This is a genomic window from Pseudomonas sp. PDM27 (genome assembly GCF_019219205.1).
GTDB lineage: Bacteria > Pseudomonadota > Gammaproteobacteria > Pseudomonadales > Pseudomonadaceae > Aquipseudomonas > Aquipseudomonas laurylsulfatiphila.
This window is the reverse complement of record NZ_JAHUWF010000006.1, coordinates 110,000-133,694: the sequence shown is the minus strand read 5'-3', so window position 1 is coordinate 133,694 and position 23,695 is coordinate 110,000. Positions and strand designations below refer to the sequence as shown.

Sequence of the window (23,695 nt, the reverse complement as noted above, 5' to 3'; positions counted from 1 at the left end):
CGGAAAAACCGGTAAGGAATTTATGTGCGGATTAGCTGGCGAGTTACGTTTTGATCATCAACCTGCAGACCTTGCAGCCGTTGAACGAATCACCCATCACCTGGCCCCTCGCGGCCCCGACGCCTGGGGATTTCATAGCCAGGGGCCGGTTGCCCTGGGCCATCGGCGCCTGAAAATCATGGACCTGTCGGACGGCTCGGCGCAGCCGATGATCGACCCGCAATTGGGCCTGTCCCTGGCCTTCAACGGCGCTATCTACAATTTCCCGGAACTGCGCGCCGAGCTTGAAAGCCTGGGTTACACCTTCTATTCCGGTGGCGACACTGAAGTCTTGCTCAAGGGCTATCACGCCTGGGGCGAAGCCTTGCTGCCGAAACTCAACGGCATGTTTGCCTTTGCCGTCTGGGAGCGCGATGCCCAACGCCTGTTCATCGCCCGCGACCGTCTTGGCGTAAAACCCTTGTACCTGTCGCGCACCCGCCAGCGCTTGCGCTTTGCCTCAGCACTGCCGGCCTTGCTCAAGGGCGGCGACATCAATCCGGTCCTCGATCCGGTGGCGCTCAATCACTACCTGAATTTCCACGCCGTGGTCCCGGCACCGCGCACGTTGCTGGCAGGCATCGAAAAACTGCCGCCAGCCACCTGGATGCGAATCGAAGCCGATGGTCGCACCGAGCAAAAAACCTGGTGGACCCTGGCCTACGGCCCCCACGACGACGAGAAAAACCTGACCCTCGAAGACTGGCGCGACCGGGTGCTCGACAGCACCCGCGAAGCCGTCGCGATTCGTCAGCGTGCGGCGGTCGATGTTGGCGTGCTGCTGTCCGGCGGTGTCGACTCGAGTCTGCTGGTGGGCCTGTTGCGGGAAGTCGGCGTGGACAATCTGTCGACCTTCTCCATCGGCTTCCAGGATGCCGGCGGCGAACGCGGTGACGAGTTCCAGTACTCCGACCTCATCGCCCGGCACTACGGCACGCAGCATCACCAATTGCGCATCGATGAAAAAGAGATCATCGAACAACTGCCCGCCGCGTTCCGCGCCATGAGCGAACCGATGGTCAGTCATGACTGCATCGCCTTCTACCTGTTGTCTCGCGAAGTGGCCAAACACTGCAAGGTCGTCCAGAGCGGCCAGGGTGCCGACGAACTGTTCGCCGGCTACCACTGGTATCCGCAAGTGGACGGTGCGAGCGATCCCTATGCCGCGTACCGCGACGCATTTTTCGACCGCAGCTACGACGACTACGCGGCGACCGTGCAGCCAAAATGGCTGACCGCCAATGACGCCGCCGGTGACTTCGTCAAAGCCCATTTCGCCCAACCCGGTGCCGATGCGGCGGTGGACAAGGCCTTGCGCCTGGACAGCACGGTGATGCTGGTGGACGACCCGGTCAAACGCGTCGACAACATGACCATGGCCTGGGGCCTGGAAGCGCGCACGCCGTTTCTCGACTACCGCCTGGTGGAGCTGTCGGCCCGGATTCCGGGGCGTTTCAAACTGCCGGACGGCGGCAAGCAAGTCTTGAAAGAAGCTGCGCGCCAAGTGATTCCCAGTGAAGTGATCGACCGCAAGAAAGGTTACTTCCCGGTGCCGGGCCTCAAGCATTTGCAGGGCGATACGCTGGAGTGGGTGCGTGAGTTGCTGCTCGATCCGAGCCAGGATCGCGGCCTGTTCAACCCGGCAATGCTCGACCGTCTGCTGACCGATCCGCAGGGACAATTGACGCCGTTGCGCGGCTCGAAGCTGTGGCAACTGGCGGCCCTCAACCTGTGGCTCAGCGAACAAGGAATCTGACCGATGAAACCTCACGCCACGGCTTTCAGCCAACGCCTGTTGCGCGGCCAGTCGCCTTCCTACGAACGTTTGCAGGCACGCCTGGCCGAGGATGGCAGTGAACTCGGCGCCGCGCCGATTGCCGTGCATTGCGGTTGGGGCCGCTTGTTGATCGGCCACACCTTTGCCGATGCGGCGAGCCTCGCCGCGGAGTTGCTCAACGAGCAGCCCGGCGAGCGGGACATCGCGCTGTACGTCGCCGCGCCCCAGCAGGTGTTGGGGCTGGAGCCGGCGCAGCTGTTCCTCGACCCGTCCGATACCTTGCGCCTGTGGTTCAGCGACTACCGCCAGGCGACCCGGGTGTTTCGTGGATTTCGCATTCGACGCGCGCAGAGCGACGCCGACTGGCAGGCCATCAACCAGCTGTATCAGGCGCGCGGCATGCTGCCGATCGATGCCACCCTGCTCACTGCGCGCCACCTGGGCGGCCCGGTGTACTGGCTGGCGGAAGACGATGACAGCGGCGCGGTCATCGGCAGCGTCATGGGCCTCAATCATGCAAAGGCCTTCAATGATCCGGAACACGGCAGCAGTCTCTGGTGCCTGGCGGTCGACCCGCATTGTGCGCGGCCGGGTGTCGGCGAGGTGCTGGTGCGGCATCTGATCGAACACTTCATGAGTCGCGGTCTCGCTTACCTCGACCTGTCCGTGCTGCACGACAACCGCCAGGCGAAAAGCCTGTACGCCAAGCTCGGTTTTCGCAACCTGTCGACCTTCGCCATCAAGCGCAAGAACGGCATCAACCAGTCGCTGTTTCTCGGGCCGGGCCCCGAAGCCGCCTTTAATCCGTACGCCCGGATCATCGTCGAGGAAGCACACCGTCGCGGCATCGATGTACAAGTCGATGACGCCGATGCCGGAATGTTCACCCTCAGCCATGGCGGGCGCCGGGTACGCTGCCGGGAATCCCTGAGTGACCTGACCAGCGCCATCAGCATGACCCTGTGCCAGGACAAGAGCCTGACCCACAAGGTGCTCAAGGCTGCCGGGTTGAACCTGCCCGTGCAGCAACTGGCGGGCAACGCCGATGACAATCTGGCGTTCCTTGATGAGCACCGGCGCGTGGTGGTCAAACCGCTGGACGGCGAACAGGGCCAAGGCGTGGCGGTCGACTTGCAGACCATCGAAGAGGTACAGCACGCCATCGAGGCGGCCCGCCAGTTTGATAGCCGCGTACTGCTGGAAAGCTTCCACCAAGGCCTCGACCTGCGAATCCTGGTGATCGGTTTTGAAGTGGTCGCGGCCGCGATTCGCCGGCCGGCCGAAGTGGTCGGCGATGGTCAGCACTCCATCGGCGCGTTGATCGAAGCCCAGAGCCGGCGCCGTCAAGCGGCCACGGGTGGCGAAAGCAAGATCCCGATGGACGCGGAAACCCTTCGCACCTTGCAGGCGGCCGGATACGACTACGGCAGCATTCTGCCGGCCGGCGAGCATCTGTTCGTACGACGTACGGCGAATCTGCATACCGGCGGCATTCTCGAGGACGTCACGGCGATCCTGCATCCGACGCTGCTGGATGCGGCTGTACGGGCCGCCCGGGCGCTGGACATTCCCGTGGTCGGCCTCGACCTGATGGTGTCCGCCGCTGACCAGCCGGACTACGTGTTTATCGAAGCCAACGAACGGGCCGGGCTGGCCAACCACGAACCGCAGCCGACGGCGGAGCGGTTTGTCGATTTGTTGTTTCCCCACAGCCAGCCGGCGGTCTCTTAGCGATGCGTTGCCTGGACTGGCCCCTTCGCGGGCAAGCCCGCTCCCACATTCGACCGCATTTGCATGGAGTAACTCGGTCAACTGTGGGAGCGGGCTTGCTCGCGAAGACGGACTGACAAACAACACAAATCCCTCATCGAAACCATCGATGCGCTCAACTCATCAGGAGTTTCCATGACCAGCAAAATCCCCGAACCGGACCTCGGTTACCTGCAAAAAGTCCTGCTGGAAATGCTCGCCATTCCCAGCCCCACCGGGTTCACCGACACCATCGTGCGCTACGTCGCCGAACGCCTTGAAGAACTCGGCATTCCCTTCGAGCTGACCCGTCGCGGCACCATCCGCGCCACGCTCAAAGGCAAGAAGAACAGCCCCGACCGCGCCGTTTCCGCCCACCTGGACACCATCGGCGCGGCGGTTCGTGCAGTGAAGGATAACGGCCGCCTGACCCTCGCGCCGGTTGGCTGCTGGTCCAGCCGCTTTGCCGAAGGCAGCCGCGTCAGCCTGTTTACCGACAACGGCGTGATCCGTGGCAGCGTCCTGCCGTTGATGGCGTCCGGGCACGCGTTCAATACCGCCGTGGATGAGATGCCGATCAGTTGGGATCACATTGAGTTGCGCCTGGATGCCTATTGCGCCACCCGCGCCGACTGCGAGTCGCTGGGCATCAGCGTCGGCGATTTCGTCGCCTTCGACCCGTTGCCGGAGTTCACCGAAAGCGGCCATATCAGCGCCCGCCACCTCGATGACAAGGCTGGAGTGGCCGCACTGCTGGCGGCCCTCAAAGCCATCGTCGACAGTGGCGAAGAACTGATGATCGACTGCCATCCGCTGTTCACCATCACCGAGGAAACCGGCAGCGGTGCCGCGGCGGCGTTGCCCTGGGATGTCAGTGAATTCGTCGGCATCGACATCGCACCGGTCGCGCCCGGCCAACACTCCAGCGAACATGCAGTAAGCATCGCGATGCAGGACTCCGGCGGACCGTATGACTATCATTTGTCGCGCCACCTCTTGCGCCTGGCCAGTGACAACGAGCTGCCGGCACGCCGCGACCTGTTCCGCTACTACTTCAGCGACGCGCATTCGGCGGTCACCGCCGGCCACGACATACGCACGGCCCTGCTGGCCTTCGGCTGCGACGCCACCCACGGTTACGAACGCACCCACATTGACAGCCTCGCCGCCCTGAGCCGCCTGCTCGGTGCCTACATCCTCAGCCCGCCGGTGTTTGCCAGCGATGCGCAACCGGCCAAGGGCTCACTGGACCGGTTCAGCCATCAGCTCGAACATGACACCCAGATGGAAAGCGATACGCGGGTGCCGTCGGTGGACAGCCTGGTGGGGCAGCGGTCGGAGAGCTGAGGCAGACTCTTCATTGCCTGACAGATCGCCTTCGCGAGCAAGCCCGCTCCCACAGTTGACCGAGTTACTCCAGGAGAATGCGGTCGAATGTGGGAGCGGGCTTGCTCGCGAAGACGCCGGACCAGACAACACATCAGCCCAAGGCTAGCCGCAACAGCCCAATCGCCGTAGCATCGCGCCATTGATCCAACCGAGGTGCCTATGCTGATCCCCCACGACCAACTTGAAGTCGACACCCTCACCCGCCTGATCGAGGATTTCGTGACCCGCGACGGCACCGATAATGGTGACGACACGCCGCTGGAAACCCGCGTACTGCGCGTGCGCCAGGCGCTGACCAAGGGCCAGGCACTGATTGTCTTCGACCCGGAAAGCGAGCAATGCCAACTGATGCTCAAGCATGACGTGCCCAAGCACCTGTTTGACTGAAGCTTCAGCGTTCTTTGGTTTTCGCCAGTTTGTTCTGGATGCGTTCATAGATTTCGGCGCGGTGCACATTGACGTCCTGGGGAGCCTCGACGCCAAAGCGAACGTGGTTTCCGTTGACCGCGAGAACGCGCACGCAAATGTTGTCACCGATGGAAATGGTTTCGCCCACAACGCGACTGAGTACGAGCATAAGGAGTGTCCTTCAGGGGTTATTGGCCCCTGAAGATGCCCGGCCCGCCGTGCGCCTACAATGCTCCGACAGCAAACCGGACCGGACTGACAGCCCCTGAGCCACCCCGCTGACGGAAAAGTCTGACAAGCAGGTTGATTGTAGGGACGAGCTGTCAGGACGCGGAGAATCGCGGACCGAACAGGATGATACTCGCGCCCATCACACACAGCGCCACGCCGAGCCAGTCCGAACCCAGCGGACGAATCCGCTCGACCACGGCCAGCCAACAAATCGAGGCAATGATGTAGATGCCACCGTAGGCAGCGTAGGCGCGGCCGGCGTAGGTGGCCTCGATACGGGTCAGCAGCAGCGCGAACAGGGTCAGGCTGAGGAGCGCCGGCACCACCCACCACATGCTTTTACCCTGGCGCAGCCACATCCAGAAGGCGAAGCAACCGGCAATTTCGAACAGCGCGGCGAGGAAAAACCACAGGTAATTGAGCATGCAAGCGTCTCGCAAGGATGGCCGATGGCGGCCACCCTAACCACAGCGTTGCCTGCGGGCAAGATCAGCTTGCGGATTGCCTGGCCTTGGCGCGCATTTTATCGGCCATGACGGTCATTTCGTTGTAGAGCAATTGCGGGTCCTTCTGCTTGATCGCCCAGGCCATGCGGCCCTGTTCGTGGGGCAGGATCATGAACTCGCCGGCTGCGACCTGTTGGTAGATGTAGTCGGCAATGTCGGCGGCACTGATCGGCGAGCTTTCCAGCAACTTGCCGACCTGGGCTTTCATGGCCGGGGTCGGGCCGCGGAAGGAGTCCAGCAGGTTGGTCTGGAAGAACGACGGGCACACCACATGGACGCCGACTTCCTGATGCGCCAGCTCGATCAGCAGGCTTTCGGACAACGCCACCACGCCGGCCTTGGCAACGTTGTAGTTGCTCATCGCCGGGCCTTGCATCAGCGCGGCCATGGAGGCGATGTTGATGATCTTGCCTTTGCTTTGTTCCAGCAGCGGCAGGAAAGCCTTGCAGCCCTTGACCACACCCATCAGGTTGATCGCGATCTGCCAGTCCCAGTCCTCCAGGGACAGCTCACTGAAGAAGCCGCCAGAGGCTACACCCGCGTTATTGACGATGACATCGATGCCGCCGAGCTTGACCTCACAGGCCTGGGCGAACGCCGTCAGCTGGCTGTAGTCGCGCACGTCGCAGCGCTGGATAAAACCATCGCCACCGGCTTCACGGACCAGCTTCAGGGTTTCCTGCAAACCGGGCTCGCTGACGTCCGACAAGGCCAGTTGCCAACCTTCACGCGCCCAGCGCAGCGCGATTTCGCGACCCAGGCCAGAGCCTGCACCAGTGATCATCATGCGATTTTGCATAGCAAACAGCCTTGTTGTTCTCGGAAGATGCATCGAGTGTAGCGAAGGAAGTTGCCCGACCCACGCTCCATCAGATTGCTGAATGGCCCGAGCAAACCGCGGACGCGTGACAAGCAACTAAGGCAATCACAAAAGAAATAAGGACCTGTCCGAAATACTTCAAAAAAACTTGGAATTTTCCGGCAGGCGCGAGAGTCGGAATTTTTAAGCAGCTCGAATTTACTTCATTCCCGCTGACCTGATTGGCATGGTCATTCCACTGCATTTCGACAAGGAAATAGACATGGGCACAATACTGATCATCATTCTGATCCTGTTACTGATCGGTGGTTTACCGGTCTTCCCACACTCCAGAAGTTGGGGTTACGGCCCGTCCGGAATCATCGGCGTCGTATTGGTGGTGCTGTTGATCCTGCTCTTGCTTGGCCGAATATAAAAACCGCCAGGCAAAAAAAAGAGGCCCTCGAAGGGCCTCTTTTCTATTGCGTCACAACTTAGTCCGGCGTGCCGTCAACGACACCTGCGGTGTTGTCCAGCAGGCTCTTGGTCGCTGTTTGCAGGAACGCTTCGAGCTTGAGTTTCAACTCGGCGGTACGCGGCGCATCGGCAATGACTTTGGCGCCAGGCTTGGCACCCAATTCATACTGATACAACTTCGGCGCCATGTCCTTGTCCTTCGGCAGGACCAGAATCTGGTCGGCGGTGAGGATGGCCGTGGTCTGCTCGCTGCCCGACGGCTTGATCACACCAATACCGGCATCGCCCTCCGGCAGGTCGAGGAGGTCGCGTCCCCAGCACTGATGGCGCACTTCGCCACCGATGCGGCCCATGATGGTCGGCACGATGTCGATCTGGGTGCCCACGGTGTGGTCACGCTGGCCGAATTTTTCCTGGATGCCCGGCGCGATCATCAGCATTGGCACGTTGAAGCGGCCCAGGTCCATCTCGGTGATCTGCTGTTCGTTACCAAAACCGTGGTCACCGACGATGACAAACAGGGTTTCCTTGAAGTACGGCTCCTTGCGGGCCTTTTCAAAGAACTGGCCCAGTGCCCAGTCCGAGTAACGCATGGCGGTCAGGTGTTCGTTCAGGCTGCCACGATCGGTGACGCGCTCGACCGGCAATGGCGTCGGCAAGGCGTAAGGCGTGTGGTTGGACAGGGTTTGCAGCAAGGCATAGAACGGCTTGCCGTTTTCTCGCGCCTTGAGCTCGACCAGGCCACGGTCGAACATGTCCTGGTCGGACACGCCCCAGGTCGGATCAGAGAACACCGGGTTCACAAAATCGTTACGACCGATGAAGTTGGTCATGCCCTGGTTGCTGAAGAAACCCGACTGGTTGTCCCAGGCGAAATCGCCGTTGTAGACATACACGTCGTCGAAGTCACGGGCACTGAGCAACTGCGGCAGACCAGACAGCTTGTGGCTGCCTTCCGGGGTCTGCATCAGGTATTCGAAGCCCGGCAGGTTCGGGAAGCAGGCCATGGTGGCGAACATACCCTGGTGGGTATGGGTGCCGTTGGAGAAGAAGCGGTCGAACAGCAAGCCTTCCTTTGACAGTTTGTCGAGGTATGGCGTGATGTTGCCCGGCCCGCCCAGCGCTCCCACCGAGTGACCGGCCATGCTTTCCATCAGGATCACAACGACGTTCTTGATCGGCAGGGTCTTGTCGGCCGGCGGGGTGTAATCGCGACGTACCGCTGCGGTGTCGGTATCCACCAGTTTGTCGGCCAGTACCACCAGCATGTCACGCACCACTTGCTGGGCTTGAGGCTGAGGCAGGGTCGCCTTCCAGATATTGTCGCGATCCTCGGACATCCGGCTCTTGGCTGCGGCGACCAGAGAAAGCGTACCGTTGAGACCCAACTGGTTGGCGAAGTTGGAATCTGTGGTGTAGACATCACCCCAGCGCATCGGTGGGCCTTGACGCAAGGTGCCACGGGCCGCGACGACGCAGATCAGCAGGCAAACCACGAACACACCAATGCGTGCATACCACGGCGCAACCTGGCGAGTGCCGATGCTGCCGCCACTGAACGGGCCACGAGGGCGGGTCGCACGGTCCGCGCCCTTGAATGCCAGGCTCAGGACCCAGGTGCCCACGGCCCATGCCAGCAGGTAGCGGACCACGGGGAAACCGTACCAGAGCATGCTCATCACGGTTTTCGGATCTTCCTTGACGTACTGGAAGACCAGGCCGTTGAGGCGCTGGTGGAACTCACGATAGAAATCCATCTCCATCAGGCCCAGGAACAGCGCAATGCTGGAGACGACTGTCAGCCAGAGACGGAACAGCCCGCGTGCGGCCATGGCCCGGACACTGAACAATGCCAGGAGCAACGGAATACTGAGATAGACCACCAGACGCAGGTCGAAACGCAGACCGTTGGCGAAGGCCTCGAGGAAGGTCGAAGCCGGTGTATCGAGGATCATCGAGCGGTTGTAGACCAGCAGCGCGACGCGCAGCAGGCTGAACATGACCATCATGACCAGGGCACACAACAGCGTGTAGGCCAGATGCGATTTGACGGTCGGTTGCAGCAGGCGACTAGAAGCTCGCTGCTGATTCAGGGCGTCCGGGATTGCCATGTCGTTTTAGGACCCATTGGAAGTTGAAGTTTCAAAAATACAGCTGCGCCTTGCCCTCTTTTTGGCCAGTACCAGGCCCGGGGGATTGCGCGGTGCGCAAATGTTGCACGATCAACGGCTGTATTGCCATTGATAACTACCCTCATCCCGACTGTTTCATCCTGCATTCAGGAATACGCTGCGGGTTGCGGGAGAGCCGGCGAATTGTCTTGGAGACGTGGTGAAAATTTCGTGCAACGCATATCTGGAAACAAATTAAAGCGCCCTGCCCTGTCAAAAACGCAAACGCCCCGAAACGGTCGGGGCGCTGCGAAGTCACCTTAAATGAACCACACCGTCACTTCTCGGCGCGTTCCTTGAGGGCTTTCAAGGTATTGAACGGGGCATCCACCACGAACTTGTTGGCCACCATCGACGGCACGCTGCCGCCCGGTTCGGTGTGCACCTGATAGGTCACTTCGATCTGGTCGCCCTTGGGTACGAACTTCCAGAAACCGTCGACCTTGGTGACGCGGACGAAGCCTTTTTCTTCAGGAAGGTATTTCGGTACGCCTTCGAGCTTGCGGGTCAGGCTGCCATCGGCACCTTCGGTGGTGGTGATGTGCAGCACCGAATCACGCGGAGTAACCGGCCATGGGGTGTTGAACTGAGTGTAGGTCCAGCTCTGGTCACCTTCGTGCTTGAGCAGCTTCTGGGTTTTGCATTCGTGAATCCAGGCGCAGGCTCCGGACACGTCATCCTGCAACGCACGCAGCTTGGCCATGGTGGTTTTCATCAGCGTGACGCCCTGGTAGGCCTTGTAGTCGGACCCGGCCACTTCACTCAGGGAGATCTTGATGCCGTCTTCGTCTTTTTTGACTTTCCAGTCTTCGGCCTGGGCCGTCGAGGTAGCCAGCACAACCGTCAAACCACACAGCACAGCCATACGATGCAGCGAACCCATAGTCTTATTCCTTATTGTTGAAGTTCCGTTCGTTGGAACACATCACGCCGCCGTCATTTGCTCCCACCAGCCAATCAGCCGGATGGCTTCTTCGCTGCTGCTTCCGCACACCTCGGGGTCGGCCTCGAAGGCAGAACACACCGCCGGCCGTTCCGGCTGGCCGAAAATATTGCACAGGTTATCGGCGGAAAGTTGCAGGCAACGCTGCCCCGCGGCCTTGCCGTCAGGCATACCGGGTATCGGTGAACTGATGGAAGGGGCAATGCAACAAGCGCCACAACCCTCACGGCATTTCATGACGACAAGCTCCTCGCGACGAGTGATGTGTAAAAGGACGGGGCACAGAGTACCCGCTAAAACAGTTGTTTTAAATTACCTGCGAGCGGGTTTTTCCACGCAAACGGGCATGACCGAGCAGTCTCCGACAAAGCGTCTGTTCTGCGGCTCGCGGATCTTGTTGGCGTTACTGCTTGAACTCGAAATCCAGTGCCGCGCCTTCAACCTCGCGGCGCTCTTCATTGCGCAGTTGCAGCTGCATTTCATTGCTGAGCAGGCGGCCGTTGAGCTGGAACGGGCTGCTGCCGCTTTTGTCACCGAACATCTGGGGTAACAGCGGTTCGCGCTTGGACAACGGCACTGTTCCGACCGGTTTGAGTTCCTGAACCATATCCTTGGGCAAGCTCAGGTCCAGCTTGGCGGATGGAAGCTCGGTCCTTACCACTTCGCTGGCCGGTTTCGATTTGGAAGCAATGGGTGGGCGTTTTTTCGCGGGCGTCGCCGGTTTCTTGGCCGGCGAGGCTTTTTTTGCGGGTGCGGTTTCTATCGGTGCTACGTGGAAACTGCCGGTGGTCTGCTGGTCCTGCTCGGTGGCGGCAACGACGGATACCGGCTGAATACTCGCAATCAGGCAGAGCAAAAGCCAGGCAGCAGGAAAAATCGGTTTCATGTATCCAACGGTGGGTGCAAACGGCAGAGGTACATATGCTCGCCTGTTGCAGCCCACAAGACAAGCGCAGTAGCAGACTATTACAAACCGCCAGCCATCTCCTGGCAGAGTTGGGTGGCCAGCATGCCCAGGGTCATCAACGCGCGCTCGGCTTCACGATTCCAGGGCGTGCCGCAATTGAGGCGAATGCAGTGATTGAATTGCTCGGTATTACTGAATATCAGCCCGGGCGCAATACTGATGCCCTGCTGCAATGCCCGCACGTGCAACTCCTGGGTGTTGACCCGCCCCGGCAGACTGACCCACAGAATGAAGCCACCGGTAGGCCGGGTCATCTGCGTGCCTTCCGGGAAATACTGCTGCACGGCCAGCTGGAAGGCACTGAGGTTCTTGCGGTACTCCTGACGGATGAAGCGCAAATGCCGGTCGTACCCGCCGTTTTCAAGGTAAGCGGCAATGCCCATCTGGGTCACGCTGCACGCTGAATGCGTGCTGAAGGTCTGCAAGCGCTGGATTTCCTGCTGAAACTTGCCGGCAATCATCCAGCCGATCCGCACCCCGGGCGACAGGGTTTTCGAGAAGCTCGAGCAATAGATCACCCGGTCCAGCCGATCATAGGCCTTGAGGGATTTGGTGCGTCCCTGCTCGAACATCAGCTCACCGTAGATATCGTCTTCGACAATCTGGATATCGAAGTCCGACGCCAGGCGCAGCAGTTGTTTCTGTCGTTCTTCAGGCATGGTGCCGCCCAACGGGTTACTCAGCCGGGTGGTCAGCACCAACGCCTTGATCGACCATTGGTTGGCTGCCAGTTGCAGGGCTTCCAGGCTCATGCCCGTGGCCGGATCGCTAGGGATCTCGATGACCTTGAGGCCCAACAGATCGGCCAGTTGCAGCAACCCGTAATAGGTCGGCGACTCGGCTGCAATCAGATCGCCCGGGCGGGTCAGCACGCGCAAGGACATCTGCAGCGCATCGACGCAGCCGTGGGTGATCACCACTTCCGACGGATCGACCACAACGCCGGCATCGCGCATGCGGATCGCCACCTGCCGGCGCAACGGCTCGAAACCGGGACTGAACATGTAACTGAAGGCGCGCGGGCTATGGAAACGAGTGACTTTGGCCAATTGCTGATGCAGCGCCCGCACCGGCAAATAGTCGACACTCGGCACCGCAGCGCCCAGCGGGAAGACACCTTCACGACGGGATTCGACCAACACTTGTTGAATGATGCTGCTACGGGTGACCAGGCCGGGGCGCTCGACCCGGGCGATGTCCGGCGTCGGCGCCGTGAGTGCCGGTGTCTGGTGCACGTAGTAACCCGACTGCGGCCGGGCGCGGATCAGCCCCTGATCTTCGAGATTGGCATACGCCTGCAACACCGTCGCATGACTGACATTGAGCTGCGAACTCATCTTGCGCACCGAAGGCACGCGCTCTCCCGGCTGATAGACCCCACGGCGGATGTCTTCGGCCAGTTGTTGAGCAATACGTTGATAGAGCAAAAGATTGGTCATGACGCAGCACTCGATTTCACGGGCATTTTATTCTTGTGTAAAACAATACCGGAACAGTTTAGAAGTGTACGGGGACAGTTACCACAATAGTCGACCGTACAGTGCAGTGTCAGCAAAATCTGTACTGTTTTGTGCGGTAATCGGCAGGCATAAAAAAACCCGGCGCCGCATGGCAGACCGGGTCGTAAGGCTGTAGGAGCTTGTAGGAGCTGTCGAGTGAAACGAGGCTGCGATCTTTTCAGCCCCACTTGAGCATCAAGAGCAAGATCAACAGATCGCAGCCTCGTTTCACTCGACAGCTCCTACAGGGTGCATAGCGTCACCCTGGAGCAGATTTAGCGGGCGGCGCCGAGCTGGCCGTTTTCGTCGGAAAACACGATTTCCACCCGACGGTTCTGCGCACGGCCCCGTTCCGACGCATTCGCGTCCACGGGATACTCGTCGCCATAACCTTCGACCTGGATGCGCTTGTCGTCGATGCCCAGGTCTATCAGCACGTCAGCCACCGACTGTGCGCGGTCGCGAGACAGCTTGAGGTTTTCCTGCTTGCCCCCGGTACTGTCCGTGTAACCTTCGATGCGCACCACACGCTTGGGGTTGAGTTGCAGGAACTGCACGATCTTCAACACCACGCGGTTGGCCGAAGGTTTCAATTCCGCTTCGCCGGTGTCGAACAGCATGTCGCCCAACGTCATCACCAGACCGCGGTCGGTCTGGGAGGTGGTCAATGCCAGGATCTGCTCTTCGAGCCATTTGCCTTGCTGCTGCACACTGAACAGTTTGGACTCACGCAATGCCAGTTGCAGACGCTGGCGTTCCAGTTCGAGTTTTGCCGCTTGCTCTTCGTTGAGCGCCTGATTGGTGTGTTCCCGGGCAATGGCGCTATAGCGCTGGCTCAGGTAGGCGTAATGCACCACGTCCGAACCACTGCCCCAATAGCTGGACAGGCGGTCGGCACGGGCCAGGGACTCACCGGCGCGGATCACGTCCTTGGGGGCGATTCGCAGCACATTGGAGTCTTCCTTGACCTTCTGAAAGTCGGTTCCGGCCTGCTGCAACGCGTTCTCACTGTGCTGGCTGACGCAACCGGTCAGGCTGGCGGCCAGGATCAAACCGCCAAGGGTTTTGCGCTTGAGGCTCATTGAGCATCTCCCAGTTGCTTTTGCAGACGGGCGATGCGGGTGTTAAGCACGTTCAACTGTTCCTCGCTCTTGGCCGTCAACACCTTGGCCTCAGCCAGGCGCGCATCCAGCTCGGCCTGTTCGGCCCGCATGCGCGCGTTCTTGAACGATTGATCAGTCATGTTGCCCTTGGCACGGTTGTACTTGTCCTCGGCCAGTTTCATTTCCGGCACATCGTCGGCGGTGGCACCCACGGCCTTGGCCTGTTCGAGTGCCTGTTCGGTCAGGCGCATTTGTTCATTCGGCGCCGGATCGGTTGCACAACCCGCCAGGGCGACAATGGCCACGGCAGCGAAAAGAGGTCGAATACTCACTAAATATCCCTACTGTTTTGGGGTACTGACGGGTTGTTGCGAGGGTTGCTGCGGTTGTGAGCGCTGTGCCTTCCAGCGCTCGATATTGCGCATCAGCACGGCTTCCGTCAGTCCGGACGCGGGCAATTCTGTCATCTTTTTGGCCAACTGTCCGCGCAACCACGGATCGTTGCAGGCCGAGTTGTGGGAAATCGCCAGGAACAGGCCAGGCTTGTCGACCGGTTGCGAACGCGCGCTCAGATCACTGGCCATGCCCAGTGCCTGTGCAGTCGCCATGCCCGAGTAACGTCCGGCCAGGACAAATTCGACTTCACCCAACAACAGTTTCTGAAAGGCCAGGGTCAGGTTGGACGTGCGCGCAAGGGTTAATTGCTGTGCGGCAAAGGTGCCGAATTCCGGGGTCAATCGAGCCTTTTCCGACACGGCACCCGGATGGCCGTGCAGATCTGGCGCTTCGTTGTAGACCAGCGTCGAGTCCTTGCGCGTCCAGACCAGGTAGTCGTTTTCCAGCAAGGGTGGATGGATGTAATCCAGGGTTTCCAACTCACTGACGGTCAACGTCGCGTCCGCCAGCATGTCCATGCGTCCGCTACGCACTTCGTCCAGGGCCTGGGCGCGTTTGCCGGCATACAGCAGTTCGACCTTGAGCCCCAACTCCCCCGCCACTTGCTGCAGCAAATCGGCACTGGCACCGATCAGGTGTTTGGGATTCTGCGGGTCTTGCCACAGGTACGGCGGCGCGTCGGGGCTGCCGGTAACCACCAGGCGTTCGCATTTGCTTGCGGCGAAAGACAGCGCCGGCAACAGCGTCAATCCCAGCAAGCTCCACACACAGCGCAGATCCATGGCTTCACACTCCACTCAAACCCGGTTATGCCTCCCCTGTAGGAGCGAGCTTGCTCGCGATGGACGTTAACGATGACGCGTTCATTCTGGAAAAACGCGGCGCATTGAAGTCCATCGCGAGCAGGCTCGCTCCTACAGAGAGCAAAAAAAAGCCCGACCAAAAGGCCGGGCTCTTTATAAGTGAAGCAGCCGGTTTAGACCAGCTTCTCCAGCTCAGGGATGGCTTCGAACAGGTCCGCCACCAGGCCGTAATCGGCCACCTGGAAGATCGGCGCTTCTTCGTCCTTGTTGATCGCAACGATCACTTTGGAGTCTTTCATGCCGGCCAGGTGCTGGATCGCGCCGGAGATACCGACGGCGATGTACAGCTGTGGAGCAACGATCTTGCCGGTCTGACCGACCTGCATGTCGTTCGGAACAAAACCTGCGTCGACCGCGGCGCGCGAAGCACCCACGGCAGCGCCCAGCTTGTCGGCCAGGGCGTACAGGTGTTTGAAGTTGTCGCCGTTCTGCATGCCGCGCCCGCCGGAAACGACGATCTTGGCAGCGGTCAGTTCCGGACGATCGGACTTGGCCAGTTCTTCGCCGACGAAGCTGGAGATGCCAGCGTCGTGGGCAGCAGCAACCGCTTCAACAGCAGCCGAACCACCTTCAGCGGCAACCGGGTCGAAACCGGTGGCACGCACGGTGATCACTTTCACTGCAGCGTTCGATTGAACGGTAGCGATGGCGTTACCGGCGTAGATCGGGCGCTTGAAGGTGTCAGCGCTTTCTACCGAGATGATCTCGGAGATCTGGTCAACGTCCAGTGCAGCGGCAACGCGCGGCAGGATGTTTTTACCGTTGGAAGTAGCGGCAGCCAGGATGTGGCTGTAGCCCTTGCCGAGTTCGGCAACCAGCGGCGCAACGTTTTCCGGCAGTTGGTGAGCGTAGGCAGCGTTATCAGCTACCAGCACTTTAGCCACGCCAGCGACTTTCGCAGCGGCTTCAGCCACGGCGCCAGCGCCCTGGCCTGCAACCAGAACGTGGATGTCACCACCGATTTTGGCGGCGGCAGCAACGGTGTTCAGCGTGGCCGGGGCCAGCACTTTGTTGTCGTGTTCAGCAATAACCAAGATAGTCATTTAGATTACCTTCGCTTCGTTTTTCAGTTTCTCGACCAGTTCAGCCACCGACTTGACCTTGATACCCGCGCTGCGTGCAGCCGGCGCTTCGACTTTCAGGGTCTTGTTGGTGGAGGCGGTGGAAACGCCCAAAGCGTCCGGAGTCAGCACTTCGAGAGGCTTCTTCTTGGCTTTCATGATGTTTGGCAGAGACGCGTAGCGCGGCTCGTTCAAACGCAGGTCGGTGGTGACGATGGCCGGCAGTTTCAGGGAAACTGTCTGCGCGCCGCCGTCGATTTCGCGAGTCACGGCAACGCTGTCGCCGCTGATTTCGACTTTCGAAGCGAACGTGCCCTGACCGTAGCCGCTCAATGCAGCGAGCATCTGGCCAGTCTGGTTGTTGTCGCTGTCGATGGCTTGTTTGCCAAGGATCACCAGCTGAGGCTGTTCCTTGTCGACAACGGCCTTCAGCAGCTTGGCAACGGCCAGGGAAGTCAGGTCTTCGGCGGACTCGACGAGGATGGCGCGGTCGGCACCCAGAGCCAGCGCGGTGCGCAGTTGCTCTTGAGCGGTGGACGGGCCGACGGAGACGACGACGATTTCAGTCGCAACACCTTTTTCTTTCAGGCGTACGGCTTCTTCCACGGCGATCTCGCAGAACGGGTTCATCGACATCTTGACGTTGGCAAGATCGACGCCGGAATTGTCCGCCTTGACGCGAACCTTGACGTTGTAATCCACAACGCGTTTGACAGCTACAAGAACCTTCATGGATTCCTCGTTACTCTCCGGTGAAAAGAAAGTCGCCTAGGCGAACCTGGCGGTTGATGCTCATCGGGCGCAAGGGCACCTCCAAAAACGCCGGCAAAGGTGTCAAGTGACCAGCGCTCATGATCTGCATGACCGTTCGTCAGTGGTGACTGACGAGTCATTCAACATCGCGGCGTGTAAACTGCGCATCAAACCCGCGCAGCGCATCACTCTCTACTGCCATCGCCCTGTCTTTAGAGGTGCTCTTGAAACCAACTGCCAGCCTACGGCGAGCGCAAAACCGCCCGTATCTTGACCGGAACGCCTATTCCGGTCAATACGCCAAAATGGCCGTTCATAAGGCGCGTGACTTTGATTTCTCTGGCTTTGAGCCAATTCAAACAAACGTTTGTATTGGACGCTGAGAGTGGTGTAGATATAATGCGCCACCCAAAGAGAAAGGTGGTCAATCGATTGTCCGCTTTCGGCGTTGCGCCGGAATTCATGGATGCGACACCCAACCTCCAAATTAGAAAAAAAACTGTTGAGCCTTGAGTAGGAGATAACCTGTGGAACGCGAATACATGGAATTCGACGTCGTCATCGTCGGTGCCGGCCCCGCTGGTCTTTCCGCCGCCTGCCGCTTGAAGCAGAAGGCCGCCGAAGCCGGTAAGGAAATCAGCGTCTGCGTGGTCGAAAAAGGCTCCGAAGTCGGTGCTCACATTCTGTCCGGTGCCGTGTTCGAACCACGCGCCCTGAACGAACTGTTCCCGGACTGGAAAGAACTCGGCGCGCCGCTGAACACCCCCGTCACCCGTGACGACATCTTCGTGCTGAAGAACGCTGAAAGCGCGCAGAAAGTTCCAGACTTCTTTGTGCCCAAGACCATGCACAACGAAGGCAACTACATCATCTCCCTGGGCAACCTGTGCCGCTGGCTGGCCCAGCAGGCCGAGAACCTGGGCGTGGAAATCTACCCGGGCTTCGCCGCTCAGGAAGCGCTGATCGACGAGAACGGCGTAGTTCGCGGGATCATCACCGGCGACCTGGGCGTTGACCGCGAAGGCAACCCGAAAGAAGGCCTGTACACCCCGGGCATGGAACTGCGTGGCAAGTACACGCTGTTCGCCGAAGGTTGCCGTGGCCACATCGGCAAGCAGCTGATCAAGCGCTTCAACCTCGACAGCGATGCCGATGCCCAGCACTACGGCATCGGCCTGAAGGAAATCTGGGAAGTCGACCCGGCCAAACACCAGCCAGGCCTGGTGGTGCACACCGCCGGTTGGCCGATGGACATCATGGGCACCGAGAACACCGGTGGCTCGTTCCTCTATCACCTGGAAAACAACCAGGTCGTCGTCGGCCTGATCGTCGACCTGTCCTACAGCAACACCTACCTGTCGCCATTCGACGAGTTCCAGCGCCTCAAGCATCACCCGGTGCTCAAGCAATACCTGGAAGGCGGCAAGCGTATCAGCTACGGCGCTCGCGCCATCTGCAAAGGCGGCCTGAACTCGCTGCCGAAGATGGTCTTCAAGGGCGGCGCGCTGATCGGTTGCGACCTCGGCACCCTGAACTTCGCCAAGATCAAGGGCAGCCACACCGCGATGAAGTCCGGCATGCTCGCCGCTGAATCCGTGGCCGAAGCACTGTTCGCTGAAAAGGACGGCAGCGAAGAGCTGACCACTTACGTCGACGCGTTCAAGAAGAGCTGGCTCTACGACGAACTGTTCGCCAGCCGCAACTTCGGCCCGGCGATCCACAAGTTCGGCGCCATTGTCGGTGGCGGTTTCAACTGGCTGGACCAGAACATCTTCGGCGGCAAACTGCCTTTCACCCTGCACGACACCAAGCCGGACTACGCTTGCCTGAAACTGGCGGCCGACTGCAAGAAGATCGACTACCCGAAACCGGACGGCAAGATCAGCTTCGATAAACTGAGCTCGGTGTTCATCTCCGGTACCAACCACGAAGAAGAGCAGCCGTGCCACCTGAAGCTGGCCGATCCGAGCATCCCGATCAGCAAGAACCTGCCGCTGTACGATGAGCCGGCACAGCGTTACTGCCCGGCCGGCGTGTATGAAGTGATCACCAAGGAAGACGGCGAGAAGCGCTTCCAGATCAACGCCCAGAACTGCGTTCACTGCAAGACCTGCGACATCAAGGACCCTGCACAGAACATCACCTGGGTAACGCCGGAAGGCGCTGGTGGCCCGACTTACCCGAACATGTAAGCCGACCGCTGAACATCAAGGCTCCCGGATGGGGGCCTTTTTGTTGCCTGGCATTTATGCAACAACACAAACCCCTTGTGGGAGCGGGCTTGCTCGCGAAAGCGGTCATTCATTCAACATTGATGTCGACTGATACACCGCTTTCGCGAGCAAGCCCGCTCCCACAAAGGGGTCGAATCAGACCTTGAGACCCAGCTCCGCCGAGAGCCGCGCCGTAACACCCTTGATCAGTGGAATCAGCTCGGCCATTTTCTCCAGCGGCATATACGGCACGGTGCTCGCAATGCTGATACCGGCGACGATGCGCTTGCTGGCATCGCGCACCGGCGCCGCCACGCAACGGATCGACGGCTCGTTATCTTCCAGATCGAAGGCGTAGCCGCCGGCCACGTACTCGACCATGCGCTGCTGAAACTGCTCCCAGGACTGCTCCGGGTGCTGCGGCCAGAACTGGTTTTTCCCACCCACCGGCAGGCTGACTTCGTACAGGCGCTGCCACTCTTGCGGCGAATCATCGAGCATCAGCGCCTTGCCGATCCCCGTGCGCGCCAGCGGCATGCGATGGCCGACCCGCGAACGCATTTCCGGGCCATTGCGTCCCGGGTTCTTGTGCAGGTACAGCACTTCGTCGCCTTCACGGATCGCCAGATGAACGGTGTCGCCGGTCAACGCCGACAACTCATCCAGATACGGCCCGGCCAGGGTCACCAACGGCAACTCTTCACGGGCCTGAAAGCCCAACTCGATCAACTTCGGCCCCAGCAAATAACCGACTTGCGGCACCACCCGCAGGTAACGCTCGTCCACCAGGCAACTGGCCAGGCGATGGGTGGTGCTACGCGTGGTACCGATCAGCCGGGCGATTTCCTTGAGATCGCGGGCGCCGCTGGCCACGGCATGAACAACACCCAAACCGCGAAGCAGGGTCTGGGTGCCGGTCGGTGCGGCGTCCTTGGCGATTTTTGGGGCGTCTTCCTGCATATCCAGCCTTTACCGTTGAGCGAGTGAACGGGCGGCATTATGGTCGCCCGCGTGCCACGACTACAACTTGATACGCTCGACCTTGCCCACCAGCAAGATGTAGGACAGTGCACCGATCAATGCCAGCACCGAGATGTAGGTGATCGCCGGGGCAAAGGAATCACCCGTCGCGAGAAAGCCGATCACGATAGGCGTGGCAATCGCCGACAGGTTGCCGATGAAGTTGAACACCCCGCCGGTCAGCCCGAGCAAACGCGCCGGGGCGAGCGTCGACACCAATGACCAGGTGATCGAAGCCAGGCCGTTGCCGAAAAATGCCAGCGCGAGGAAGGCAATCACCAGCGGCGTCGACTCAACGAAGTTGGCGCCGATGATCGAGGTGGAAATCAGCAAGCCGCTGATGATCGGCAACTTGCGGGCGAAACCCACCGTGTAACCGCGACGGATCAAAAAGTCCGAGAAAAAACCGGAACACAGTACGCCGACAAAGGCCGCGAGAAACGGCAGCGACGCCAGCAGGCCGGACTTGATGAAGTCCATGCCGCGGTATTTCACCAGGTAGGTCGGGAACCACGTCAGGAAAAACCACAGGGTCGAGTTGAGGCAGAACTGCCCGAGGTAGATACCCCAGAGCTTGCGTTTGGTCAGGACAATCCCCAGGTCAGTCCAGCTGAATTTGGTTTTGACCTTGGCCTGTTCGGCCTGGATATCCACCAGCCCACCGCCCTCGCGGATCAAGTCGATCTCCGCCTGATTGGCGCCTTTGAAATCCCGTGGCTCGCGATACACCGCGTACCAGATCACGGCCCACAGAATGCCTACCGCGCCGGTGGTGACGAACACCATGTGCCAGCCGAATTCGTGCTGCAGCCAGGCCAGCACCGGTGTCAGGAAGGCCAGGCCGACGAATTGTCCGGAGGTGTAGAAACCGATGGCCGTGGCACGCTCCCGCTCGGGGAACCAGGTGGTGACCACGCGGCTGTTGATCGGATAGGCCGGCGCTTCCAGGGCCCCGACCGCCATGCGCAGCACGAACAGCGCGATGAAGCTGCCGGCGAAGCCGAGCATCACGGTGGCAATCGACCACAGCAACAGCGCTGCCGTGTAAAGAATGCGTGGCGGGACCCGGTCTACCAGCCAGCCGCCGGGGATCTGCATGGCCGCGTAGGTCCAGCCGAAGGCAGAGAAGATCAGGCCGACGTGGATCGGGTCGATGCCCAGGTCACTGGTCAATGCCGGGGCGGCAATCGACAGGTTGCTGCGGTCCAGGTAGTTGATCACCACGGTGATGAACAACAGCACCATTATGAAAAAACGCTTGCGGCTGGGCGCCACCAACGACGCCTGGCCGGTGAGGGTTTGCGGTTGCATGGGGGGGTGCCTCTTCTTATGGTTATTGAGGTCGAGAACCGGGTTAACGCAGATCTCACTGTGCAAGGAGATCAAACTGTGGGAGCGAGCCTGCTCGCGAATGCGGTGTGTCAGGCAACATCCATGTTGAATGCACCATCGTCTTCGCGAGCAGGCTCGCTCCCACAGGGTTCAGTGGTGTGTCAGTGACTCACCACTCGGCAAAACTGCCATCGGCATGACGCCAGATCGGGTTGCGCCAGCGGTGGCCGATGGCGGCGCGTTCGATCACGTATTCCTCGTTGATCTCGATGCCCAGGCCCGGGCCGTTCGGGATCTTCACGAAGCCCTGGTCGTAATCGAACACCCGTGGGTCTTTCACGTAGTCGAGCAGGTCGTTGCTCTCGTTGTAGTGGATGCCCAGGCTCTGCTCCTGGATGAATGCGTTGTAGCAAGCCGCGTCCAGTTGCAGGCAAGCCGCCAGGGCAATCGGGCCCAGCGGGCAATGCAGCGCCAGCGCCACGTCGTAGGCTTCGGCCATGTTGGCGATCTTGCGGGTTTCGGTGATGCCTCCGGCATGGGACGCATCCGGCTGGATGATGTCGACATAGCCTTCGCTGAGCACGCGTTTGAAATCCCAGCGCGAGAACAGGCGCTCACCGAGGGCAATCGGTGTGCTGGTCAGTGGTGCCAGTTCTTTCAGCGCTTCGTAGTTTTCGCTCAGCACCGGCTCTTCGATGAACATCAGCTTGTACGGATCAAGCTCCTTCATCAGCACCTTGGCCATGGGCTTGTGCACCCGGCCATGGAAGTCCACGCCGATGCCGACGTTCGGGCCGACCGCATCGCGCACGGCAGCGACGTTGGCCAGGGCCTGGTCGACTTTGTCGAAGGTGTCGAGGAATTGCAGTTCTTCGGTGCCGTTCATTTTCACCGCGGTGAAACCGCGTTCGACCGCTTCTTTGGCCGCACGCGCCGTGTCCGCCGGGCGGTCACCGCCGATCCACGAATACACGCGAATCTTGTCCCGCACCTGACCACCCAGCAGGTCGCTGACCGACACCCCCAGCGCCTTGCCCTTGATGTCCCACAACGCCTGGTCGATACCGGCCAGGGCGCTCATGTGGATCGCGCCGCCACGGTAGAAGCCACCGCGATAGAGCACGGTCCAGATGTCTTCGATGTTGCGTGGGTCCTTGCCGATCAGGTAGTCGGACAATTCCTCAACGGCAGCGGCGACGGTATGGGCGCGACCTTCGACCACGGGCTCGCCCCAACCGGTGACGCCCTCGTCGGTTTCGACCTTGAGGAAACACCAGCGTGGCGGAACGATGAAGGTGGTCAGTTTGGTGATTTTCATCTGTTGTCTCTCTTATGGATGCAGCGCTCGCAGCGCCAAAAAGTCTTAGCGAAGGGCTTTCCAGGCAGCGACATAGGCCTTGGCATTGGCCGCCACCTGCGCAGGCGTCATGCCCGGTTTGAACAGACCGGAGCCGAGGCCGAAACCTTTGACGCCCGCGTCGATAAACTCCTGCATGTTGTCCGGGGTGATGCCACCGACCGGCGCCAGGATCGTCCCGGCCGGCAGTACCGCCAGCCAGGCCTTGACGACTGCCGGCCCCATTTGCTCGGCCGGGAACAGCTTGAGGATGTCCGCGCCTTCGGCCAGCGCCGCGAAGGCTTCGGTCGGTGTGGCGACACCGGGCGACAGGTACAGCCCCGCCGCTTTCGCCGCACGCAGGACCTTCGGATCGCTATGGGGCATGACGATCACCTGCCCCCCCGCCGCTTTCACCCGTTCGACCTGTTCCGGGGTCAGCACCGTGCCGGCACCGATCAGGCAATCGGCAGGCAAGGTCCTGCGCAGGATGCGGATACTGTCGTATGGTTCAGGGGAATTGAGCGGCACTTCGATGACGCGAAATCCGGCGGCGTACAGGACTTCGCCGATAGCGGCAGCTTCCTGTGGACGCAGGCCGCGCAGGATCGCGATCAGGCCGTTTTGCGCCAGCGCTTGTTTGAGCATGTCAGACCTCCAGGC

At 60.4% G+C, this 23,695-nt stretch carries 23 protein-coding genes; 6 read left to right on the top strand and 17 right to left on the bottom strand.

The window, feature by feature from the left end; genetic code table 11:
* Positions 1-22 precede the first annotated feature (22 nt).
* From KW838_RS14690 to KW838_RS14675, 4 genes are all read left to right on the top strand, one after another.
* Positions 23-1,795 carry an N-acetylglutaminylglutamine amidotransferase gene (locus KW838_RS14690; RefSeq protein ID WP_218501426.1) on the top strand — a complete coding sequence of 591 codons (1,773 nt, stop codon included), beginning with the start codon at positions 23-25 and terminating at the stop codon, positions 1,793-1,795.
* A gap of 3 nt (positions 1,796-1,798) precedes the next feature.
* Entirely contained in the window at positions 1,799-3,547 is a 1,749-nt protein-coding gene (ngg, locus tag KW838_RS14685; protein WP_218501425.1) for an N-acetylglutaminylglutamine synthetase, read from the top strand.
* 174 nt (positions 3,548-3,721) lie between these two features.
* The gene (locus KW838_RS14680; protein WP_007973683.1) at positions 3,722-4,912 is read left to right on the top strand and encodes an osmoprotectant NAGGN system M42 family peptidase; all 1,191 of its coding nucleotides are present in this window, start codon (positions 3,722-3,724) and stop codon (positions 4,910-4,912) included.
* A gap of 201 nt (positions 4,913-5,113) precedes the next feature.
* The gene (locus KW838_RS14675; protein ID WP_003199186.1) at positions 5,114-5,341 is read left to right on the top strand and encodes a YheU family protein; all 228 of its coding nucleotides are present in this window, start codon (positions 5,114-5,116) and stop codon (positions 5,339-5,341) included.
* A 4-nt stretch (positions 5,342-5,345) separates the two neighbouring features.
* Here the strand turns inward: KW838_RS14675 and csrA are convergent, their stop codons facing one another.
* The 3 genes from csrA to KW838_RS14660 form a co-directional block, all read right to left on the bottom strand.
* The gene (csrA, locus tag KW838_RS14670) at positions 5,346-5,531 is read right to left on the bottom strand and encodes a carbon storage regulator CsrA (protein WP_102700867.1); all 186 of its coding nucleotides are present in this window, start codon (positions 5,529-5,531) and stop codon (positions 5,346-5,348) included.
* A gap of 154 nt (positions 5,532-5,685) precedes the next feature.
* Complete coding sequence (locus KW838_RS14665) at positions 5,686-6,018, bottom strand: YnfA family protein (protein WP_218501424.1); 333 nt, start codon at positions 6,016-6,018, stop codon at positions 5,686-5,688.
* Between the two features lie 64 nt (positions 6,019-6,082).
* Complete coding sequence (locus tag KW838_RS14660; protein ID WP_218501423.1) at positions 6,083-6,898, bottom strand: SDR family oxidoreductase; 816 nt, start codon at positions 6,896-6,898, stop codon at positions 6,083-6,085.
* 277 nt (positions 6,899-7,175) lie between these two features.
* Between KW838_RS14660 and KW838_RS14655 the strand changes: the two genes are divergently transcribed.
* Entirely contained in the window at positions 7,176-7,334 is a 159-nt protein-coding gene (locus tag KW838_RS14655) for a DUF3309 family protein (RefSeq protein ID WP_172435350.1), read from the top strand.
* Between the two features lie 58 nt (positions 7,335-7,392).
* Here KW838_RS14655 and KW838_RS14650 read toward each other — a convergent pair whose 3' ends face one another.
* The 10 genes from KW838_RS14650 to KW838_RS14605 all read right to left on the bottom strand — a co-directional run bounded on the left by KW838_RS14650 (position 7,393) and on the right by KW838_RS14605 (position 17,110).
* The gene (locus KW838_RS14650) at positions 7,393-9,486 is read right to left on the bottom strand and encodes an LTA synthase family protein (protein ID WP_218501422.1); all 2,094 of its coding nucleotides are present in this window, start codon (positions 9,484-9,486) and stop codon (positions 7,393-7,395) included.
* 337 nt (positions 9,487-9,823) lie between these two features.
* Entirely contained in the window at positions 9,824-10,429 is a 606-nt protein-coding gene (locus KW838_RS14645) for an START domain-containing protein (protein WP_102700870.1), read from the bottom strand.
* Between the two features lie 42 nt (positions 10,430-10,471).
* Complete coding sequence (locus KW838_RS14640) at positions 10,472-10,726, bottom strand: YkgJ family cysteine cluster protein (RefSeq protein ID WP_102700871.1); 255 nt, start codon at positions 10,724-10,726, stop codon at positions 10,472-10,474.
* 166 nt (positions 10,727-10,892) lie between these two features.
* On the bottom strand, positions 10,893-11,375 hold the full coding sequence (locus tag KW838_RS14635; RefSeq protein ID WP_218501421.1) for a translation initiation factor 2: 483 nt from the start codon (positions 11,373-11,375) through the stop codon (positions 10,893-10,895).
* Between the two features lie 80 nt (positions 11,376-11,455).
* Positions 11,456-12,895: a PLP-dependent aminotransferase family protein gene (locus KW838_RS14630; RefSeq protein WP_102700873.1), complete on the bottom strand. Its 1,440-nt coding sequence runs from the start codon at positions 12,893-12,895 to the stop codon at positions 11,456-11,458.
* Between the two features lie 335 nt (positions 12,896-13,230).
* Positions 13,231-14,037: an OmpA family protein gene (locus KW838_RS14625; protein ID WP_102700874.1), complete on the bottom strand. Its 807-nt coding sequence runs from the start codon at positions 14,035-14,037 to the stop codon at positions 13,231-13,233.
* A complete protein-coding gene (locus KW838_RS14620) occupies positions 14,034-14,390 on the bottom strand; it encodes a DUF4398 domain-containing protein (RefSeq protein ID WP_015093949.1) in 357 nt (118 codons plus the stop codon). Before KW838_RS14620 ends, KW838_RS14625 begins: the two co-directional genes overlap by 4 nt.
* 9 nt (positions 14,391-14,399) lie before the next feature.
* A complete protein-coding gene (locus tag KW838_RS14615; RefSeq protein ID WP_218501420.1) occupies positions 14,400-15,236 on the bottom strand; it encodes an ABC transporter substrate-binding protein in 837 nt (278 codons plus the stop codon).
* A gap of 194 nt (positions 15,237-15,430) precedes the next feature.
* A complete protein-coding gene (locus KW838_RS14610; RefSeq protein WP_056727194.1) occupies positions 15,431-16,360 on the bottom strand; it encodes an electron transfer flavoprotein subunit alpha/FixB family protein in 930 nt (309 codons plus the stop codon).
* A complete protein-coding gene (locus tag KW838_RS14605) occupies positions 16,361-17,110 on the bottom strand; it encodes an electron transfer flavoprotein subunit beta/FixA family protein (protein ID WP_015093946.1) in 750 nt (249 codons plus the stop codon).
* Positions 17,111-17,658: 548 nt separating this feature from the next.
* Between KW838_RS14605 and KW838_RS14600 the strand changes: the two genes are divergently transcribed.
* Positions 17,659-19,323 (top strand): electron transfer flavoprotein-ubiquinone oxidoreductase, encoded by a 1,665-nt coding sequence (locus KW838_RS14600; protein ID WP_218501419.1) that lies wholly within the window; start codon positions 17,659-17,661, stop codon positions 19,321-19,323.
* Positions 19,324-19,500: 177 nt separating this feature from the next.
* Here the strand turns inward: KW838_RS14600 and KW838_RS14595 are convergent, their stop codons facing one another.
* From KW838_RS14595 to KW838_RS14580, 4 genes are all read right to left on the bottom strand, one after another.
* Positions 19,501-20,304 (bottom strand): IclR family transcriptional regulator, encoded by an 804-nt coding sequence (locus tag KW838_RS14595; RefSeq protein ID WP_102700879.1) that lies wholly within the window; start codon positions 20,302-20,304, stop codon positions 19,501-19,503.
* A gap of 60 nt (positions 20,305-20,364) precedes the next feature.
* Positions 20,365-21,675 (bottom strand): MFS transporter, encoded by a 1,311-nt coding sequence (locus KW838_RS14590; protein WP_102700880.1) that lies wholly within the window; start codon positions 21,673-21,675, stop codon positions 20,365-20,367.
* A gap of 190 nt (positions 21,676-21,865) precedes the next feature.
* On the bottom strand, positions 21,866-23,014 hold the full coding sequence (gene dgoD / locus KW838_RS14585; RefSeq protein WP_007977010.1) for a galactonate dehydratase: 1,149 nt from the start codon (positions 23,012-23,014) through the stop codon (positions 21,866-21,868).
* A gap of 45 nt (positions 23,015-23,059) precedes the next feature.
* Positions 23,060-23,680, bottom strand: coding sequence for a 2-dehydro-3-deoxy-6-phosphogalactonate aldolase (locus KW838_RS14580; protein WP_218501418.1), 621 nt, complete (start codon positions 23,678-23,680; stop codon positions 23,060-23,062).
* Between the last annotated feature and the right edge of the window lie 15 nt (positions 23,681-23,695).

Bases quoted from the DNA above. Each gene is read 5' to 3' on its own strand.
- KW838_RS14660 (WP_218501423.1), bottom strand. From the start codon at position 6,898: ATGCAAAATCGCATGATGATCACTGGTGCAGGCTCTGGCCTGGGTCGC.
- KW838_RS14665 (WP_218501424.1), bottom strand. From the start codon at position 6,018: ATGCTCAATTACCTGTGGTTTTTCCTCGCCGCGCTGTTCGAAATTGCC.
- KW838_RS14580 (WP_218501418.1), bottom strand. From the start codon at position 23,680: ATGCTCAAACAAGCGCTGGCGCAAAACGGCCTGATCGCGATCCTGCGC.
- KW838_RS14590 (WP_102700880.1), bottom strand. From the start codon at position 21,675: ATGCAACCGCAAACCCTCACCGGCCAGGCGTCGTTGGTGGCGCCCAGC.
- KW838_RS14595 (WP_102700879.1), bottom strand. From the start codon at position 20,304: ATGCAGGAAGACGCCCCAAAAATCGCCAAGGACGCCGCACCGACCGGC.
- KW838_RS14640 (WP_102700871.1), bottom strand. From the start codon at position 10,726: ATGAAATGCCGTGAGGGTTGTGGCGCTTGTTGCATTGCCCCTTCCATC.
- KW838_RS14635 (WP_218501421.1), bottom strand. From the start codon at position 11,375: ATGAAACCGATTTTTCCTGCTGCCTGGCTTTTGCTCTGCCTGATTGCG.
- KW838_RS14645 (WP_102700870.1), bottom strand. From the start codon at position 10,429: ATGGGTTCGCTGCATCGTATGGCTGTGCTGTGTGGTTTGACGGTTGTG.
- dgoD (WP_007977010.1), bottom strand. From the start codon at position 23,014: ATGAAAATCACCAAACTGACCACCTTCATCGTTCCGCCACGCTGGTGT.
- KW838_RS14675 (WP_003199186.1), top strand. From the start codon at position 5,114: ATGCTGATCCCCCACGACCAACTTGAAGTCGACACCCTCACCCGCCTG.
- ngg (WP_218501425.1), top strand. From the start codon at position 1,799: ATGAAACCTCACGCCACGGCTTTCAGCCAACGCCTGTTGCGCGGCCAG.
- KW838_RS14630 (WP_102700873.1), bottom strand. From the start codon at position 12,895: ATGACCAATCTTTTGCTCTATCAACGTATTGCTCAACAACTGGCCGAA.
- KW838_RS14615 (WP_218501420.1), bottom strand. From the start codon at position 15,236: ATGGATCTGCGCTGTGTGTGGAGCTTGCTGGGATTGACGCTGTTGCCG.
- KW838_RS14690 (WP_218501426.1), top strand. From the start codon at position 23: ATGTGCGGATTAGCTGGCGAGTTACGTTTTGATCATCAACCTGCAGAC.
- KW838_RS14625 (WP_102700874.1), bottom strand. From the start codon at position 14,037: ATGAGCCTCAAGCGCAAAACCCTTGGCGGTTTGATCCTGGCCGCCAGC.
- KW838_RS14650 (WP_218501422.1), bottom strand. From the start codon at position 9,486: ATGGCAATCCCGGACGCCCTGAATCAGCAGCGAGCTTCTAGTCGCCTG.
- KW838_RS14680 (WP_007973683.1), top strand. From the start codon at position 3,722: ATGACCAGCAAAATCCCCGAACCGGACCTCGGTTACCTGCAAAAAGTC.
- csrA (WP_102700867.1), bottom strand. From the start codon at position 5,531: ATGCTCGTACTCAGTCGCGTTGTGGGCGAAACCATTTCCATCGGTGAC.
- KW838_RS14610 (WP_056727194.1), bottom strand. From the start codon at position 16,360: ATGACTATCTTGGTTATTGCTGAACACGACAACAAAGTGCTGGCCCCG.
- KW838_RS14605 (WP_015093946.1), bottom strand. From the start codon at position 17,110: ATGAAGGTTCTTGTAGCTGTCAAACGCGTTGTGGATTACAACGTCAAG.